15 protein-coding genes are annotated in these 15,126 nt (G+C 43.0%); 5 read left to right on the top strand and 10 right to left on the bottom strand.

Annotated features, from left to right (window positions below):
• Positions 1–145: 145 nt before the first annotated feature.
• The 6 genes from thrC to ACQY3F_RS18940 form a co-directional block, all read right to left on the bottom strand.
• Positions 146–1,240, bottom strand: a complete 1,095-nt coding sequence (gene thrC / locus ACQY3F_RS18965) for a threonine synthase (protein ID WP_428356588.1) — start codon at positions 1,238–1,240, stop codon at positions 146–148.
• Positions 1,241–1,244: 4 nt separating this feature from the next.
• A complete protein-coding gene (locus ACQY3F_RS18960; RefSeq protein ID WP_428356587.1) occupies positions 1,245–2,555 on the bottom strand; it encodes a homoserine dehydrogenase in 1,311 nt (436 codons plus the stop codon).
• 78 nt (positions 2,556–2,633) lie between these two features.
• Positions 2,634–3,818, bottom strand: coding sequence for an alanine transaminase (alaC, locus tag ACQY3F_RS18955; RefSeq protein WP_428356585.1), 1,185 nt, complete (start codon positions 3,816–3,818; stop codon positions 2,634–2,636).
• A gap of 280 nt (positions 3,819–4,098) precedes the next feature.
• On the bottom strand, positions 4,099–5,508 hold the full coding sequence (locus ACQY3F_RS18950; RefSeq protein WP_428356584.1) for a PhoH family protein: 1,410 nt from the start codon (positions 5,506–5,508) through the stop codon (positions 4,099–4,101).
• Positions 5,509–5,511: 3 nt separating this feature from the next.
• On the bottom strand, positions 5,512–5,985 hold the full coding sequence (locus ACQY3F_RS18945) for a peroxiredoxin (protein ID WP_428356583.1): 474 nt from the start codon (positions 5,983–5,985) through the stop codon (positions 5,512–5,514).
• A gap of 217 nt (positions 5,986–6,202) precedes the next feature.
• Positions 6,203–6,631 carry a YcgN family cysteine cluster protein gene (locus ACQY3F_RS18940; protein WP_428356581.1) on the bottom strand — a complete coding sequence of 143 codons (429 nt, stop codon included), beginning with the start codon at positions 6,629–6,631 and terminating at the stop codon, positions 6,203–6,205.
• A gap of 222 nt (positions 6,632–6,853) precedes the next feature.
• Here ACQY3F_RS18940 and ACQY3F_RS18935 point away from each other — a divergent pair, with 222 nt between their 5' ends.
• The 5 genes from ACQY3F_RS18935 (at position 6,854) to ACQY3F_RS18915 (ending at position 10,395) form a co-directional block, all read left to right on the top strand.
• Positions 6,854–8,020, top strand: coding sequence for a nucleotide sugar dehydrogenase (locus tag ACQY3F_RS18935; protein ID WP_428356579.1), 1,167 nt, complete (start codon positions 6,854–6,856; stop codon positions 8,018–8,020).
• A gap of 301 nt (positions 8,021–8,321) precedes the next feature.
• Positions 8,322–9,428, top strand: coding sequence for a 3-isopropylmalate dehydrogenase (gene leuB, locus ACQY3F_RS18930; protein WP_428356578.1), 1,107 nt, complete (start codon positions 8,322–8,324; stop codon positions 9,426–9,428).
• A gap of 137 nt (positions 9,429–9,565) precedes the next feature.
• The gene (locus ACQY3F_RS18925) at positions 9,566–9,709 is read left to right on the top strand and encodes a hypothetical protein (RefSeq protein WP_428356577.1); all 144 of its coding nucleotides are present in this window, start codon (positions 9,566–9,568) and stop codon (positions 9,707–9,709) included.
• Positions 9,710–9,760: 51 nt separating this feature from the next.
• On the top strand, positions 9,761–10,108 hold the full coding sequence (locus ACQY3F_RS18920; RefSeq protein WP_428356576.1) for a type II toxin-antitoxin system RelE/ParE family toxin: 348 nt from the start codon (positions 9,761–9,763) through the stop codon (positions 10,106–10,108).
• 8 nt (positions 10,109–10,116) lie between these two features.
• Positions 10,117–10,395, top strand: coding sequence for a helix-turn-helix domain-containing protein (locus tag ACQY3F_RS18915; protein WP_428356574.1), 279 nt, complete (start codon positions 10,117–10,119; stop codon positions 10,393–10,395).
• Between the two features lie 230 nt (positions 10,396–10,625).
• On the opposite strand, the gene ACQY3F_RS18910 is transcribed toward ACQY3F_RS18915, so the two are convergent.
• The 4 genes from ACQY3F_RS18910 to leuC form a co-directional block, all read right to left on the bottom strand.
• A complete protein-coding gene (locus tag ACQY3F_RS18910; protein ID WP_428356572.1) occupies positions 10,626–11,159 on the bottom strand; it encodes an REP-associated tyrosine transposase in 534 nt (177 codons plus the stop codon).
• A 178-nt stretch (positions 11,160–11,337) separates the two neighbouring features.
• Positions 11,338–12,870 carry an alpha-isopropylmalate synthase regulatory domain-containing protein gene (locus tag ACQY3F_RS18905; protein ID WP_428356571.1) on the bottom strand — a complete coding sequence of 511 codons (1,533 nt, stop codon included), beginning with the start codon at positions 12,868–12,870 and terminating at the stop codon, positions 11,338–11,340.
• Positions 12,871–13,050: 180 nt separating this feature from the next.
• Positions 13,051–13,662 carry a 3-isopropylmalate dehydratase small subunit gene (leuD, locus tag ACQY3F_RS18900; protein WP_428356570.1) on the bottom strand — a complete coding sequence of 204 codons (612 nt, stop codon included), beginning with the start codon at positions 13,660–13,662 and terminating at the stop codon, positions 13,051–13,053.
• An 18-nt stretch (positions 13,663–13,680) separates the two neighbouring features.
• On the bottom strand, positions 13,681–15,078 hold the full coding sequence (gene leuC / locus ACQY3F_RS18895; RefSeq protein WP_428356569.1) for a 3-isopropylmalate dehydratase large subunit: 1,398 nt from the start codon (positions 15,076–15,078) through the stop codon (positions 13,681–13,683).
• Positions 15,079–15,126 lie beyond the last annotated feature (48 nt).

The following is a 15,126-nucleotide window of genomic DNA, read 5'->3' as shown; positions in this document are numbered from 1 at the left end:
AGGTAGGCTGGGTTAGATTAGCAAGCCTAGGGCAGATAACGTAACCCGGCAGATGACAAGACCTTATTTGCCGGGTTACGTTTTTTACTGCTACGCAATAAAAAAGCTAACCCAGCCTACATGATTTTATTTTGATTGGTATTTATTACATATTGTCCAGAATGGCTTTTTTCACTGCATCCAGAGATGCATCAATGGATACCGGGTGGGTATCGGAACATTGCGAAATAGCTGTTTCAGGGTCTTTTAAACCATTGCCTGTCAAGGTGCAGACGATCGTGCTGCCTTCAGGGATCTTGCCTGAGCCGATATCGTTGAGAGCGCCTGCTAATGAAGCAGCGGATGCTGGCTCACAGAATATACCTTCGTAACTGGCGAGCATCTTTTGCGCAGCAAGAATTGTTTCATCAGCAAAGCTATCAAACCAGCCGCCAGATTCTTTTTGCGCATTCCACGCATAATCCCAGGACTGAGGGTGACCGATGCGGATTGCAGTCGCGACAGTTTCAGGGTTATCAATCATTTTACCGGCGATAAAAGGCGCTGCACCTGCGGCTTGATAGCCACACATAACCGGGCGTTTGTCGCAGACAGCTGCTATACCATTGGTTTCGGTTGCGTATTCGCTGTAGCCTTTCCAGTATGCTGTGATGTTTCCTGCGTTACCAACCGGTAAGCAGTGATAATCAGGTGCTTTACCCAGTGCATCAACAATTTCGAATGTGGCTGTTTTCTGGCCGTCAATTCTGAACGGGTTAATTGAGTTAACAATTGTCACAGGTGCATGATTAGCCACTTCTTTAACCAGGCTCATGCCTTGATCAAAGTTGCCTCTGATCTGAATGATTTGTGCGCCATACATTAAGGTTTGCGCAAGTTTACCCTGAGCAATTTTACCTTCAGGAATCAATACAAAAGCGGTAATGCCTGCACGTACCGCATACGCTGCTGCAGAAGCAGAAGTGTTTCCGGTTGACGCGCAAACAATGGCCTCACTACCATCTTCAACAGCTTTGGTCACAGCCATGGTCATGCCGCGATCTTTAAAGGAACCGGTGGGGTTCAGGCCTTCATATTTAACGTAAATATCAACATCTTTGCCAATTAGCTTGGGGATGTTTTGTAGTTGAATAAGCGGCGTGTCGCCTTCGCCTATACTGATAATACGCGTTGATTCACTGACCGGAAGGCGGTCTCTGTAGCGTTCAATTAATCCAGTGTAATATGTTGATGTTGCCATTTTATTATCCTAATGTTTCGAGGCGGATGCGTGTTACCTGTCCAGTAACAGACGCTAAAATTTCGATAGCAGCTATCGCTGCATCCATTTCTTTTTCAATGGTTTTCTGGGTGAGCATAATGACAGGGATTCGAGTCTCACCATGCTGCGGTTCTTTTTGTATCAGAGCTTCGATACTGATATTTTGCTTAGCTAGAATATTAGTGATATCCGCTAATGTTCCCGGCTTATCTTCAACTGTCAGGCGTAAGTAATAGGCAGTTTCAATGGCCTCACGTGGCAAGATAGGCAGGTCTATAATCGCATCTGTTTGAAAGCCCAGATACGGCACTCTGTTTTCTACATTTAAGGTTAATGCGCGCACCACATCAACCACATCAGCAACGACTGCAGAAGCAGTTGCTTCAGCACCAGCACCGGCACCATAATAAAGGGTAGGGCCAACGGCATCGGCTTGCACTAAAACCGCATTCATTACGCCATCTACATTAGCAATCAAGCGACGTTCTGGAATCAGGGTGGGGTGAACTCTAAGTTCAATCCCTTTGTCTGTTTTACGTGCAATACCTAAATGTTTGATACGGTAGCCTAACTCTCCAGCATACTCGACATCAGCACGGGTGATTTTGGTAATTCCTTCGGTAAAGACATGCTCAAACTGCAGCGGAATTCCAAAGGCAATAGAGGCCAGAATCATTAATTTGTGCCCGGCATCAATGCCTTCGACATCAAAGGTCGGATCAGCTTCTGCATAGCCTAGCTCTTGAGCTTCTGCGAGTACATCTGCAAAGTTACGGCCTTTATCACGCATCTCGGTCAGGATGAAATTGCCCGTGCCGTTGATAATACCTGCTAACCAGTTGATCTGATTGCCACTTAGTCCTTCGCGTATGGCTTTAATAATGGGGATGCCACCGGCAACGGCTGCTTCATAAGTGACCATCACCTTAGCTTTGCTGGCAGCGGCAAAAATTTCATTGCCGTGTAAAGCGATCAGCGCTTTATTGGCAGTCACAATATGTTTGCCATTGGCTATCGCTTGTAATACCAGGTCTTTAGCGAGACTGGTGCCGCCGATTAACTCCAGGACGATTTCAATCTCGGGGTTGTTTATAATTTCGTAAGGGTCGGTACTTAGTGTAATATCCTGAGTGTCACACAGACGCTCACGCGTAAGGTCTCTTGCGCTAGCGTGAGTGATAATAATGTCTCTCCCGGCACGACGTGAGATTTCCTGGGCATTGCGTTTTAAGACATTTACCGTACCGCCACCGACAGTACCTAAACCTAAAACGCCCACTTTTACTGGCTTCAAATCAAACTCCTAAGCTGATATGGAAAATTTCTTGTGTATAACTGGCGGGCTAAAGCCGCGCCCTACAGAGTGAATGTGTTAAATCAAACCATCTTTTTTAAACATGGTACGTATGCCGCGTATGGCCTGGCGAGTGCGGTGTTCGTTTTCTATTAAACTAAAGCGCACATGGTCATCACCAAACTGACCAAAACCAATCCCCGGCGAAACAGCAACCTTGGCCTCGGTAATCATTTTTTTGCAAAATTCAATCGAGCCCATTTCTTTATAAGCTTCAGGAATAGGCGCCCAGACAAACATCGTCGCTTTGGGCTTTTCTACGTTCCAGCCAATAGAATTCAGACCATCACAAAGCACATCCCGGCGCTCTTTATACATCGCGCAGATTTCAGCGACGCAATCCTGAGGCCCTTCCAGTGCGGTGATGGCGGCGATTTGAATCGGTGTGAACATGCCGTAATCCAGGTAAGACTTAATACGTGCTAGCGCTGCCACCAGTTCCTTATTGCCGCACATAAAGCCCACTCTCCAGCCAGGCATATTATAACTTTTTGAGAGCGAAAAGAATTCGACAGCGACTTCTTCTGCACCGGGCACTTGTAATATCGAGGGTGCTTTATAACCATCAAACACGATATCAGCATAGGCAATATCATGTACCACCCAGATCTTATGTTCTCTTGCGACGGCGATGATTTTTTCAAAGAAATCCAGCTCTACGCATTGTGTGGTCGGATTACCAGGAAAATTCAGAATCAGCATTTTTGGTTTGGGCCATGATTCGGCAATGGCCTTATGTAATTCCTCGACAAAATCGACCCCGGGCACCATTTTTACATGCCTTAAATCCGCACCAGCGATAACGATGCCATACGGATGTATCGGGTAGGCAGGGTTGGGTACCATGACTGTATCGCCAGGACCTAGCGTTGCTAATGCCAGATGAGCCAAACCTTCTTTAGAGCCTATAGTTACAATGGATTGTGTTTCAGGATCTAAATCCACATCAAAGCGATTTTTGTACCAGTTGCAAATAGCGCGTCTTAGCCTTGGCACTCCGCGTGAAACTGAATAGCGATGAGTGTCAGTACGTAGAGTCGCTTCGACCATTTTGTCGACGATATGTTTCGGTGTCGGTTGGTCTGGATTCCCCATGCCAAAATCAATAATATCTTCGCCTTGGGCTCGTGCTTGTGCTTTTAAATCATTAACGATATTAAAGACATAAGGCGGCAGGCGACTAATACGGTGAAATTCTTCCATTGGGGGCTCTTAAAAAACGACTAATTATGTTGGTGAAGTGGTATATGATTTAACTTAGCCCGTTAATTTACTGATGTTAACCTGACATGTCAAATTAAGCCTGATGGGGAGTAGGCTTTAGCCTACACGAATTATAGCTAAAACCTTTGCTCGTAGGGCGGGGCTTTAGCCCGCCAACATTAAACAAGTTAGAAAATGACTGGCTAAAGCCACGCCCTGCATTGCAATGTCTGTTGAACATAGCGGACTAAAGTCCGCTCTACGCTGGGTTATTATAAGACTACAAAACCTCAGAGGCATGGTCGGCTAAACGAGAGCGTTCACCTCGTCTTAGCGTGATATGAGCGCCGTGATCCCATGACTTAAACTTATCGACTACATAGGTCAGCCCTGAACTGGTGGCTGTTAAATAAGGTGTGTCAATCTGAGATAAATTACCAATACAGATAATCTTGGTGCCAGGTCCTGCGCGGGTAATTAAGGTTTTAATTTGTTTGGGCGTGAGATTTTGCGCTTCATCAATAATTAAATAACGGTTTAAAAAAGTACGCCCACGCATAAAGTTAAGTGAACGGATTTTAATTTTATTCATTAAAATGGTTTTGGTAACATCTTTTTCCCAGTCTGTATCTTCCTCTTGCTTACCGAGTAGCTCTAAATTATCTATTAACGCGCCCATCCAGGGAGCCATTTTCTCTTCTTCGGTGCCGGGTAAGAAACCAATGTCTTCCCCCACAGGAACCGTTTCACGGGTCATAATGATTTCGTGATAGAGCTTGTCATCCATGGTTTGCGTTAACCCTGCAGCTAGAGCTAATAATGTTTTTCCGGTTCCGGCGGTACCGAGTAGAGTGACAAAGTCAATTTCTGGATCCATTAGCACATTAAAAGCAAAATTCTGCTCTCTATTTTTGGCAAAGACACCCCAGGCGGAATGATGCCCCTGTCTATAATTGACGGCGAGTTCCAGAGTTGCTGTGTCATTATCGACAGAGCGCACGATGGCTTCAAAATCAGAGCTATTTTCTATATAAAGATACTGGTTTGGATGCCAGTTAGTGACTAAAGGACCTTCAAGTTTATAATAAGTGCGTCCTTCCTCTATCCACGACTGCATCTTGTTGCCATGAGTTTCCCAGAAATCATCGGGTAGGGCAGTCGCCCCACTATATAGTAAGTCAATATCATCCAGAGTCTGGTCAGTATGATAATCTTCCGCTTTTAACTCCAGTGCAGCTGCCTTAATACGCATATTAATATCTTTAGAGACTAATATGACTTGTGTATCAGGGAATTGCTTTACCAAAGTGAGTACGATGCTCAAAATGGAATTGTCGGCAAGATTACCCGGCATGGAATCAGGTAAAGCGGCGGTCATTTGCTGGGTTTGAAAATACAAGCGGCCATCCAGAGCGTTTTCATTTTGCCCCGAACTTTGTAACTGAGATAGCGGCAAGCCCTGTTTAATATCGTTCTGATCTGTGCCTTTTAACAGGTCATCAATAAACCGACTCACCTGACGTACATTTCGTGCGACTTCGGTGACACCTCTTTTAGCATGGTCCAGCTCTTCCAGAACCACCATGGGAATAAAAATATTGTGTTCCTGAAAGTGAAATAAAGCAGCAGGGTCATGCATTAAAACATTGGTATCCAGAACAAATAATTTCTTTTGCGCACTAATATTCATTGCCTACCCCTCTAACTCAGCTAGTTTTTGCAAAACCTCATCAACATGAACCTTGACTTTTACTTTACGCCACTCGTGAATTAATACGCCCTCAGGATCAATTAAAAAGGTACTGCGCTCTATACCGAGTACCTTTTTTCCATACATGGTTTTCATTTTGATCACATCGAATAATTGGCACAGCGCTTCTTCCTTGTCAGATAACAAGTCAAACGGGAAGTTCTGTTTTGTTTTAAAGCCTTCATGTACGCGTACGCTATCCCGGGAAACGCCAAGAATAATCGTATTAAATTTTTCAAACTGGTCGATATTATCGCGAAAATTCTGTCCCTCGGTAATGCAGCCTGGTGTGTTGTCTCTGGGGTAAAAATATAGCAATACATACTTTCCTTTATAGTCGGATAGCTGGATGCTCTTATCTCCGGTAGACATAGCTGTAAAATCTGCAACGGGATTGCCCATACTAACTGATGACATGCTTTCTCCTTGAAAGTAGATTAGGAATACAAGCCTAGCATAAATAAGGTATAGAAAGGAATGGGAGCGGTAATAAAGAAATGCTTTTGCTGATGGCGGGGGTTCAAAGAGCTGAGTTTGTAGGCTAAGCTGCTCAAAGTGTATGGCAATAGTAGTTGTTATAATGTCTGAATATTGCTTTATTTGCCTTGTAGGTGATTTACTTGCTGATAAGTGCTTATTCCAGCCACTCAATAATATGTTCTCCCAGGTCATCAATTTGAGACTCTTTCATGGCAAAGCTACTGATTGAAACGCCGGCATCTTTAACGCTTTCCGGTGTGCCGGAAATCAAAGGATGCCAGTCGGGTAATGGCTTGCCATCACTTAATAGACGGTAAGCGCAAGTGGCAGGTAGCCAGGTATATTCAGCGAAGTCATGTTGCTTTAAGTCAATACATTCAGGCACTAAAGTAGTGCGCTCGGAATAGCGCGTACAACGGCAAGTGTCCAGGTTGATTAAATCACAGACGGCACTGGTAAAAAATATTTCGCCACTGTCTTCGTCCTCTAGCTTATTTAAGCAGCATTTAGCGCAACCATCGCAGAGTGATTCCCACTCGGCAGTCGTCATTTGCGCTAATGTTTTTGTTTCCCAGAATTTCATTTGCTTATTCGAGTATGTAAAGATTAACTATAGCAATATCATAGCACGGCTTTAATAGCGTGCAGTTTTCTGGGAGAGGGCAATGAAATACTGTAGAGCGGACTAAAGTCCGCTCTACAAGTAAATGTCATCCGGTACTGGTGATTTATCATAGCGCTCCCCTTATAATAAGTGCTGGAAATAGTAATTAGCATTCCTTAATTAAAAAAACCAGGATAAAAAATGAAAATCGCCATAGCAGGAACAGGTTATGTAGGCTTGTCTAACGCCATGCTACTCGCTCAAAATAATGAGGTTGTTGCCGTTGATATTATTCCTGAGAAAATCGAATTACTCAATGCAAAAAAATCACCCATCGTAGATACTGAAATAGAAGATTTCCTACAGAATAAAGAGCTGAATTTTACGGCGACGCTAGATAAACAGGTCGCATATAAAAATGCCGACTTTGTGATTATTGCCACGCCTACGGATTACGATACTGAAACTAACTATTTCAATACCCAATCAGTTGAAGCGGTTATTAAGGATGTGATGTTGATTAATCCTGGTGCCGTGATGGTTATCAAATCTTCCGTACCGGTAGGATATTGTGCACAAATTAGTCAGGAGCTGGCTTGTAAAAACATTATTTTCTCACCCGAGTTCTTAAGAGAAGGCCGAGCTTTATATGATAACCTTCACCCTTCGCGCATTATCGTTGGTGAGCGCTCCAAGAGAGCCGAGACTTTTGCTGCCTTGTTAGTTGAAGGCGCGATTAAAAAAGATATTGAGGTGTTATTTACTGACTCTACCGAAGCCGAGGCGGTCAAGTTATTTTCCAATACCTATCTGGCGATGCGGGTTGCTTATTTTAATGAGCTGGATACTTATGCCGAAACTCATGGCTTGAATACCAGGCAAATTATTCAAGGCGTAGGCCTGGATCCACGTATCGGCAATCATTATAATAATCCGTCATTTGGCTATGGTGGCTATTGTCTGCCTAAAGATACCAAGCAGTTAAGAGCGAATTATCAAAATGTACCTAATAGTCTAATCAGTTCGATTGTTGATGCAAATAGCAAGCGCAAGGACTTCGTAGCCGACTCAATTATTAAACGTAATCCGAAAGTTGTAGGTATTTATCGATTAATTATGAAAAGTGGCTCAGATAATTTTCGCGCTTCTTCTGTGCAGGGGATTATGAAGCGGATCAAGGCGAAGGGCATCAAGGTTGTCATTTACGAGCCTGTACTTGAGGATGAGACATTTTTTAACTCAAAAGTAATAAATGATTTGACTGAATTTAAACAAAAAGCGGATGTTATCGTTGCTAACCGTTTAGATGATGAGCTTAAAGACGTAGAGTCTAAGGTCTATACTCGGGACTTATTTGGTAATGATTGATTTAATTTCGCATTCGTTGTTTGCTTATATTAAAGAATATAATTACAACTAAAGATAATGTAAAATAGCAGGTTTTTTGAACCTAGAAAAATCAGTTGCTCACGTTTTCTAGCACAAGCTCTAGATTCCACCGCACTTGCAAAAAATGTCCGCTTAACCTATGGGTGAAGCTAAAATTTTTTGCAAGCACTGTGAAACCCATATCTTGCACTATAAATTCGCGCTCAACTGATTTTTCTAGGTTAAAGAGTTTGACCCAGTTTGATCTATAGGGTTTTTACACATATTTTAAAGGTTATTAATGAAGAATTACAAAATCGCAGTTTTGGCAGGAGATGGCATTGGTCCGGAAATCACGGCGGAAGCTGTTAAGGTTTTAAAACTGATTGAACAACGTAACGATGTTAGCTTTGAACTTATGCCGGCATTATTTGGTGCCTGTGCTTATTTTGCAACTGGGGATGCTTTCCCGCAAGAAACCAAAAATATCTGCGATAGCGCCGATGCGATTCTTAAGGGGCCTATCGGTTTAAGTCATGAGGAATCTAAAGGTATTCCTATTGATAAACAACCAGAGCGTGGTGCTTTATTACCCATGCGCCGTCGTTACAATACTTATGCGAATTTTCGCCCTGTTTCTTTACCTAAAGAATTAGCACATTTTTCGCCATTAAAGCCTGAAATTATTGGCGAAGGTATCGACATCATTATCGTGCGTGAGCTGGTTGGTGGCCTGTATTTTGGTAAAAAAGAAATGGGCGTTGATGAAAACGGCCAGCGCTATGTAAAAGAAACCTTAGAATATACCGAAGCGCAGATTCGCCAGATAATGCACCGGGCATTCAAATTAGCCAGTCACAGAAAAAAGGTATTGCATAATATTCACAAAAGTAATGTGCTGAAATCCAGCGTGTTATGGAATGAAATTATGGAAGAAGTCGCTGTAGAGTATCCTGAAATTGAAGTCATTAATATTCTGGTTGATGCAGCAGCGACTTTACTCTGTTTAAAACCTACACAGTTTGATGTGATGGTCATGGAAAATATGTTTGGCGATATTTTAAGTGATCAGGCCGGGGGCATTCTAGGCTCATTAGGCTTGATGCCATCTGCTTGCTTAGGAGATGAGAAAGCCTATTATGAGCCTTCACATGGCTCTGCACCGGATATCGCAGGAAAAAATATAGCCAATCCTTATTCGATGATTGGATCGGTTGCCATGATGCTGGAAAACAGCTTTGATATGGCAGACGAAGCGAAAAATGTCTGGGCAGCGATGCAAGGTGTATTTGCGGATGGTTTTTCAACTGCCGATCTATCCAAGCCAGGTTCTGGGGTTAATATGATCAGCACGATAGAGTTTGGGGATAAAGTAGTCGAAAAGCTTTCTAATATGCCTAAGGTTTAAATTCACACCTCGTTCCCAAGCTCCAGCTTGGGAATGCATGGTTGTAAGCTCTGCTTACCGAAACACACAGCAGAGCTGTTTTCCACGTATTCCCAAGCAGAGCTTGGGAACAAGAGAAATATAGCCAATCCTTTTCGATGATTGGATCGGTAGCGATGATACTGGAAAACAGCTTTGATATGGCGGACGAAGCGAAAAATGTCTGGGCAGCGATGCAGGGTGTTTTTGCAGATGGCTTTCAACAGCTGATTTATCTAAGCCAGGTTCTGGGGTTAATATGATCAGCACGGTAGATTTTGACAATTGCACCATGTAAGGTACACTTGTTTCTTATGAAGGGCGTGCAAATTCTGGTTGTAAGTTTTTTCCTCACAAAATCAGGCAAAGAACCTGTTCGTGATTGGCTAAGAAGTCTTGAAAAAGAGGAAAGAAAACTGATTGGTGAAGATATAAAATTAGTTCAATTCCGTTGGCCTCTTGGTATGCCATTGGTCAGAAAAATGGAAGCGAATCTGTGGGAAGTCCGTAGTAAATTTACCAATGGCAATATATCCAGAGTTTTCTTTACAGTCAAAAATGGCCAAATGATTTTACTGCATGGGTTTATCAAAAAATTTCAGAAAACACCCCAGAAAGAAATTGATTTGGCTCGTACGCGAATGAGTCAATGGCTTAGTTAGGTGGAACCATGAAAGAACACACAGGTAGTAATTTTGATGACTTTCTTGAAGAAGAAGGTATTCTGGAAGAAGTGTCAGTTAAAGCACATAAACGACTTTTAGTTCTTCAGCTTGCAGATATTATGCAAGAAAACAATATAAGCAAAACGAGTTTGGCAAAAAAACTACAGACTAGCCGCTCTCAACTTGATCGGATTCTTGATCCAAATAATTCGTCTATTACACTTGATGTTTTAGAGCGTGTTGCTTATGCGGTAGGCAAGAAACTTCATATTGAATTTGCCTAAGGCACCTGGAAGTAAATAATCAATACCTTATAGGAAAAAAATTAACTGGACATTGGTGAGAGCTGGAGTAAATAATTATATCGATGCAATTCGTTGTTTTCCTCGTTCCCACGCTCCAGCTTGGGAATGCGTGACTGTAAGCTCTGCTTACCGAAGCGCACAGCAGAGCTGTTTTTCCATGTATTCCCAAGCGGAGCTTGGGAACAAGGGGGAGGCTTCTTCGGTTTTTTTCACCAAGCCTTAAATACTTCTATTAACCCAGCCTCTCCAAGATAATTACCTGCACTGGAGTAACGCCAATACTCAGGCTTGTCGACATAACCCTGCTTCACTGGGTTATTATGCATGTACTCTAGTTTCTGACGTAATATATCTTCGGATTCGATGACTTGTGGATGGCTCCCTTCCTGCCACAGTTGATACTCGGATTCTAGTTTATGCGCTTTTTTATAAAATGCGAGCTGTTGTAAAATCAAGCTTATCTTGTGTGTTTTTAAAAAATCTATAATCTGTCTAGCGGTATATGATTTAAAGCGTTGCAGGTCTGTTTGTATATTGTCTGACTGCGCTATGAGGTGAATATGATTTTCTAAGATCACATAGCCGTAGAGTTTGAAATTGGATTCTTGTTGTAAATATTTCCACGAATCGAGAATGATTTGTACTGTTTCTGGCTGGGTAAAGATAGGCTGCCAACCACAGATTGTCAGAGTTAAAAAGTAGGGTTTCTTGAGCTCTTTAAATTGATAGCGACTTTTTCCCATAATTTTTCATCCTTGTTGTATTCACAGCAGAGCTGTTTCTCCATGTATTCCCAAGCTGAGCTTGGGAACAAAGAAGGGGGGGGGGGCTCTTTTTTCTCATTCCCAAGCTCTAGCTTGGGAATGCGTGACTGTAAGCTCTGCTTACCAGGGTGCTCAACGAAGCTAGGAAACGCCCTTGTTAACCCAGCTCATGTAATTGTATATTAATAATCCTAAGCGCAGCCAGAATAGCGGCAAAAACCTGATTGGAATGTACGCCCCGTGTTTTGCGGTTATTGTTATCACAGTCCCAGGTAATGACACACTCGGTTAGCGCGCTGGTGTGCCCCCCTTTAGGAATTCTAACTTCATAATCCACTAAGGCGGGCAGGGTGTAATCATGTAGCTTCATTACCTTATTGATCGCATCGATAAATGCATCAAAGCCCCCGTTCCCACAGCCTGAGGCGATATGTTGTTCATCTTTAACATCAACTCGTAAGCTCACAGTTGATTCCAGATCAAAACCACTGGTGATGGTGCAATTAAGTAGTTTAATATGCTGGTAATTTTTACTTTCCAATACATCTGCAATGATGAAAGGCAAATCATCAGTAGTAATGGTTTGTTTTGAATCACCTAACCTAACGATTCTGGCTAAAACCTTTTTCTGATTTTCTTCAGAAAGGTCTAGCTCCAGTAATTCCAGGTTCTTTTTTAACGAGGCTTTACCACTCATTTTGCCTAGCGCATAGCTATGAATACGAGAAAAACGTTCGGGAACTAACTTGCTTTTATACAAGCCTCCCTTTTGATCACCGTCCGCATGAATACCAGCCGTCTGAGTAAAGACGTCGGTGCCGATAATGGGTGCATTAGCAGCCACACGTTTACCAGAGAAGTTTTCGACAAGATTGCTGGTGCGTACCAGGTGGCTTTCATCAATGGATAATTCCATATTCATTTTGTCACGTAAGACTACGCTAACCTGCGCCAGCGATGCATTTCCAGCCCGCTCTCCTAAGCAATTAACAGTACAGTGAATGGAATTTATACCTGCACGGACAGCAGCCATAACATTTGCGGTAGCCAGGCCATAGTCGTTATGCGGGTGAAAATCAAAGTGCAGTTCCGGGTATCGATTGCACATGTCACTGAGGCTATCAAAAACCTCTTCAGGGGACATGATTCCTAGTGTATCGGGTAGCATAAAGTGGCTGATACCAACACGCTGTAATTGATCCATTACGCCAAAAACATAATTGCGATTGTCTCTATAGCCATTAGACCAGTCTTCCAGGTAAACATTAACTCTTAGGCCTTTTCCCAGTGCATAGTCTATCGTTTTAAGGATATCGTCTACATGTTGTTCCAGGGTTTTTCCTAGTTGATCCCGGCAATGTTTTTCACTGCCTTTGGTTAACAGGTTGATAACACTGCCACCAGCTTCCAGTATCCAGTCTACGCTACGCGTATGGTCGACAAAGCCTAGCACTTCAACCCGACCATCAAAGCCTTCTTCTCGCGCCCACTCATTAATATGCTTAACCGCTTGTTTTTCGCCTTCTGATACACGCGCTGAGGCGACTTCTATGCGATCTACGCGGAGTGATTGCAGTAGTGCTTTTGCGATATTTAGCTTTTCATCAGGAGAATAAGAGACTCCTTGAGTTTGTTCGCCATCACGCAGGGTTGTGTCCATTAACTGGATGTGTCGGGATTGTGTGGACATATTGCTTGCCTAGGAAAATATAAGGAAGGTGTAGAGCAGAGTTCAATCCGCTATGGAGTGAGCGTTAGTCTGTGGTATGCTTTTTGTAGGGCGCGGCTTTTTGCCCGCCAATACCCGCTTGGGTGTGTAAGGCGGGCTAAAGCCACGCCCTACAAGGTGTCAAAAGTTCTCTTGTAGATTTTAAGCCCAAAGCCAGGGATAGCTTTGCTTGTGCTTTGCTTCATACTGATCAATTAGACCCACATGTTCCAGAGTTAAACCAATATCATCCAGGCCTTTGAGCAAATTATTTTTGCGGACAGCGTCTACATCAAATTTAAAGCCATTGCCAGCAGGGGTAGTTAGTTGCTGATTTTCCAGGTCAACAATAAATTCAACGCCTTCGTTAGCCGAAATTTCATCCATTAAGCTGGCTAATTGCTGTTTAGTCGCAATAATCGGCAGTATGCTGTTTTTAAAGCAGTTATTGTAAAAAATATCCGCATAGCTGCTGGAGATAATGGTGTTATAGCCATAATCGGCTATCGCCCAGGGCGCATGCTCACGAGAAGAACCACAACCAAAGTTATCACCGGCAACCAGTATATGTGCGCCTTTAAAGGCAGGTTTATTCAGTTCAAACTCAGTATTATCACTGCCATCGTCATTAAAACGCCAGTCGTGAAATAAGTGTTGTCCAAAGCCAGTACGTTCTACTTTTTTTAGAAATTGCTTAGGAATAATCTGGTCTGTATCAACATTGCTACGCTTCATTAAAGCCGCAATACTTTCATGTTTTTTATACGCTTGCATAGTTTTTTCCGTAATTCATTAAAGGTTGCGAATATCAACAAAATGACCAGCTGTCGCTGCAGCTGCTGCCATTGCAGGAGAGACTAAGTGGGTTCTTCCACCTTTGCCCTGACGCCCTTCAAAGTTTCTATTTGAAGTGGATGCGCTACGTTGACCTACGGTCAATTCATCACCGTTCATCGCCAGACACATAGAGCAACCAGGATCACGCCATTCCCATCCAGCATCGATGAAAATTTTGTCCAGACCTTCATCTTCTGCCTGTTTTTTAACATGGTAAGAACCAGGTACAGCAATCGCTGTTACCTTATCGGCTACTTTTGTACCTTTAGTTAGTTCAGCGGCAATACGGAAATCTTCTATACGTCCATTGGTGCATGAGCCGATAAAAATTAAATCAACTGGAATATCCGTTATTTTGGTATGTGCCGTCAAGCCCATATAGGTTAAAGCATTAGCGCAGGCTTGTTGTTTGATTTCATCATCAAAATCTTCAGGTGCCGGAACAATACTGGTAATGCCTGTTACCTGTTCAGGTGATGTGCCCCAGGTAACCTGAGGTTCAATCTCAGCGGCATCTAATTTAACCACCATATCGTAGTCAGCACCTTCATCACTAGGCAGGCTTTTCCAGTAAGCGAGAGCTTGATCCCAGCTATCGCCAGAAGGTGCAAATTCGCGGCCTTTCAAATAGGCATAGGTTTTTTCATCAGGAGCAACAAGGCCCGCTCTGGCACCGGCTTCAATTGCCATATTACATAGTGTCATACGGCCTTCCATAGATAAGCTGGTAATTGCTTTACCTGCATATTCGATAACATGCCCATTACCACCCGCAGTACCAATTTTCCCGGTAATCGCTAAGGCAATATCTTTAGCAGATGCATATTTGGATAATTCGCCGTCAATTTGAATGAGTAGTGTTTTGGATTTTTGTTGTGGCAATGTTTGTGTTGCCATCACATGCTCAACTTCTGAAGTCCCTATACCAAAGGCTAATGCACCAAAAGCACCATGAGTTGCCGTATGGCTATCACCACAGACAACCACCATACCAGGGTGAACAAAGCCGTGTTCAGGTACAACAATATGAATAACCCCGTTATTCGGGTTTTTCATATCATAGAGGTTTAAACCATTTTCCTCACAGTTATCCGCCATGGTTTCGATTTGTTTTTTCGCAATGGGGTCTGCGATAGGCAAGTCTCTATTTTTAGTGGGTACACAATGATCCATGGTCGCCAGAATACTATGTGGATTACGTACTTTGCGCTTGGCGACTCTTAAGCCTTCAAATGCTTGCGGGCTAGTGACCTCATGCATTAGATGACGATCAACATATAATAAAGGGGCCTGGCCTGAAATTTCAGCCACCAAATGGCTGTCCCAGATCTTTTCGTACATGGTTTTTTTCATAGTATCTTCCAAAACTTGCGTGTCCACTATATAGCAAAATGCATGCTA

Source organism: Methyloprofundus sp. (assembly GCF_965251085.1).
Taxonomy (GTDB): Bacteria; Pseudomonadota; Gammaproteobacteria; order Methylococcales; family Methylomonadaceae; genus Methyloprofundus.
This window is presented reverse-complemented; position numbering and strand designations above follow the sequence as displayed.

What these genes read in the sequence shown, in the direction of transcription:
- alaC (WP_428356585.1), bottom strand. Translation starts at nt 3,818, where the DNA reads ATGGAAGAATTTCACCGTATTAGTCGCCTGCCGCCTTATGTCTTTAAT.
- thrC (WP_428356588.1), bottom strand. Translation starts at nt 1,240, where the DNA reads ATGGCAACATCAACATATTACACTGGATTAATTGAACGCTACAGAGAC.
- ACQY3F_RS18940 (WP_428356581.1), bottom strand. Translation starts at nt 6,631, where the DNA reads ATGAAATTCTGGGAAACAAAAACATTAGCGCAAATGACGACTGCCGAG.
- leuC (WP_428356569.1), bottom strand. Translation starts at nt 15,078, where the DNA reads ATGAAAAAAACCATGTACGAAAAGATCTGGGACAGCCATTTGGTGGCT.
- leuB (WP_428356578.1), top strand. Translation starts at nt 8,322, where the DNA reads ATGAAGAATTACAAAATCGCAGTTTTGGCAGGAGATGGCATTGGTCCG.
- ACQY3F_RS18925 (WP_428356577.1), top strand. Translation starts at nt 9,566, where the DNA reads ATGATTGGATCGGTAGCGATGATACTGGAAAACAGCTTTGATATGGCG.
- ACQY3F_RS18945 (WP_428356583.1), bottom strand. Translation starts at nt 5,985, where the DNA reads ATGTCATCAGTTAGTATGGGCAATCCCGTTGCAGATTTTACAGCTATG.
- ACQY3F_RS18920 (WP_428356576.1), top strand. Translation starts at nt 9,761, where the DNA reads ATGAAGGGCGTGCAAATTCTGGTTGTAAGTTTTTTCCTCACAAAATCA.
- ACQY3F_RS18915 (WP_428356574.1), top strand. Translation starts at nt 10,117, where the DNA reads ATGAAAGAACACACAGGTAGTAATTTTGATGACTTTCTTGAAGAAGAA.
- ACQY3F_RS18910 (WP_428356572.1), bottom strand. Translation starts at nt 11,159, where the DNA reads ATGGGAAAAAGTCGCTATCAATTTAAAGAGCTCAAGAAACCCTACTTT.
- leuD (WP_428356570.1), bottom strand. Translation starts at nt 13,662, where the DNA reads ATGCAAGCGTATAAAAAACATGAAAGTATTGCGGCTTTAATGAAGCGT.
- ACQY3F_RS18935 (WP_428356579.1), top strand. Translation starts at nt 6,854, where the DNA reads ATGAAAATCGCCATAGCAGGAACAGGTTATGTAGGCTTGTCTAACGCC.
- ACQY3F_RS18905 (WP_428356571.1), bottom strand. Translation starts at nt 12,870, where the DNA reads ATGTCCACACAATCCCGACACATCCAGTTAATGGACACAACCCTGCGT.
- ACQY3F_RS18950 (WP_428356584.1), bottom strand. Translation starts at nt 5,508, where the DNA reads ATGAATATTAGTGCGCAAAAGAAATTATTTGTTCTGGATACCAATGTT.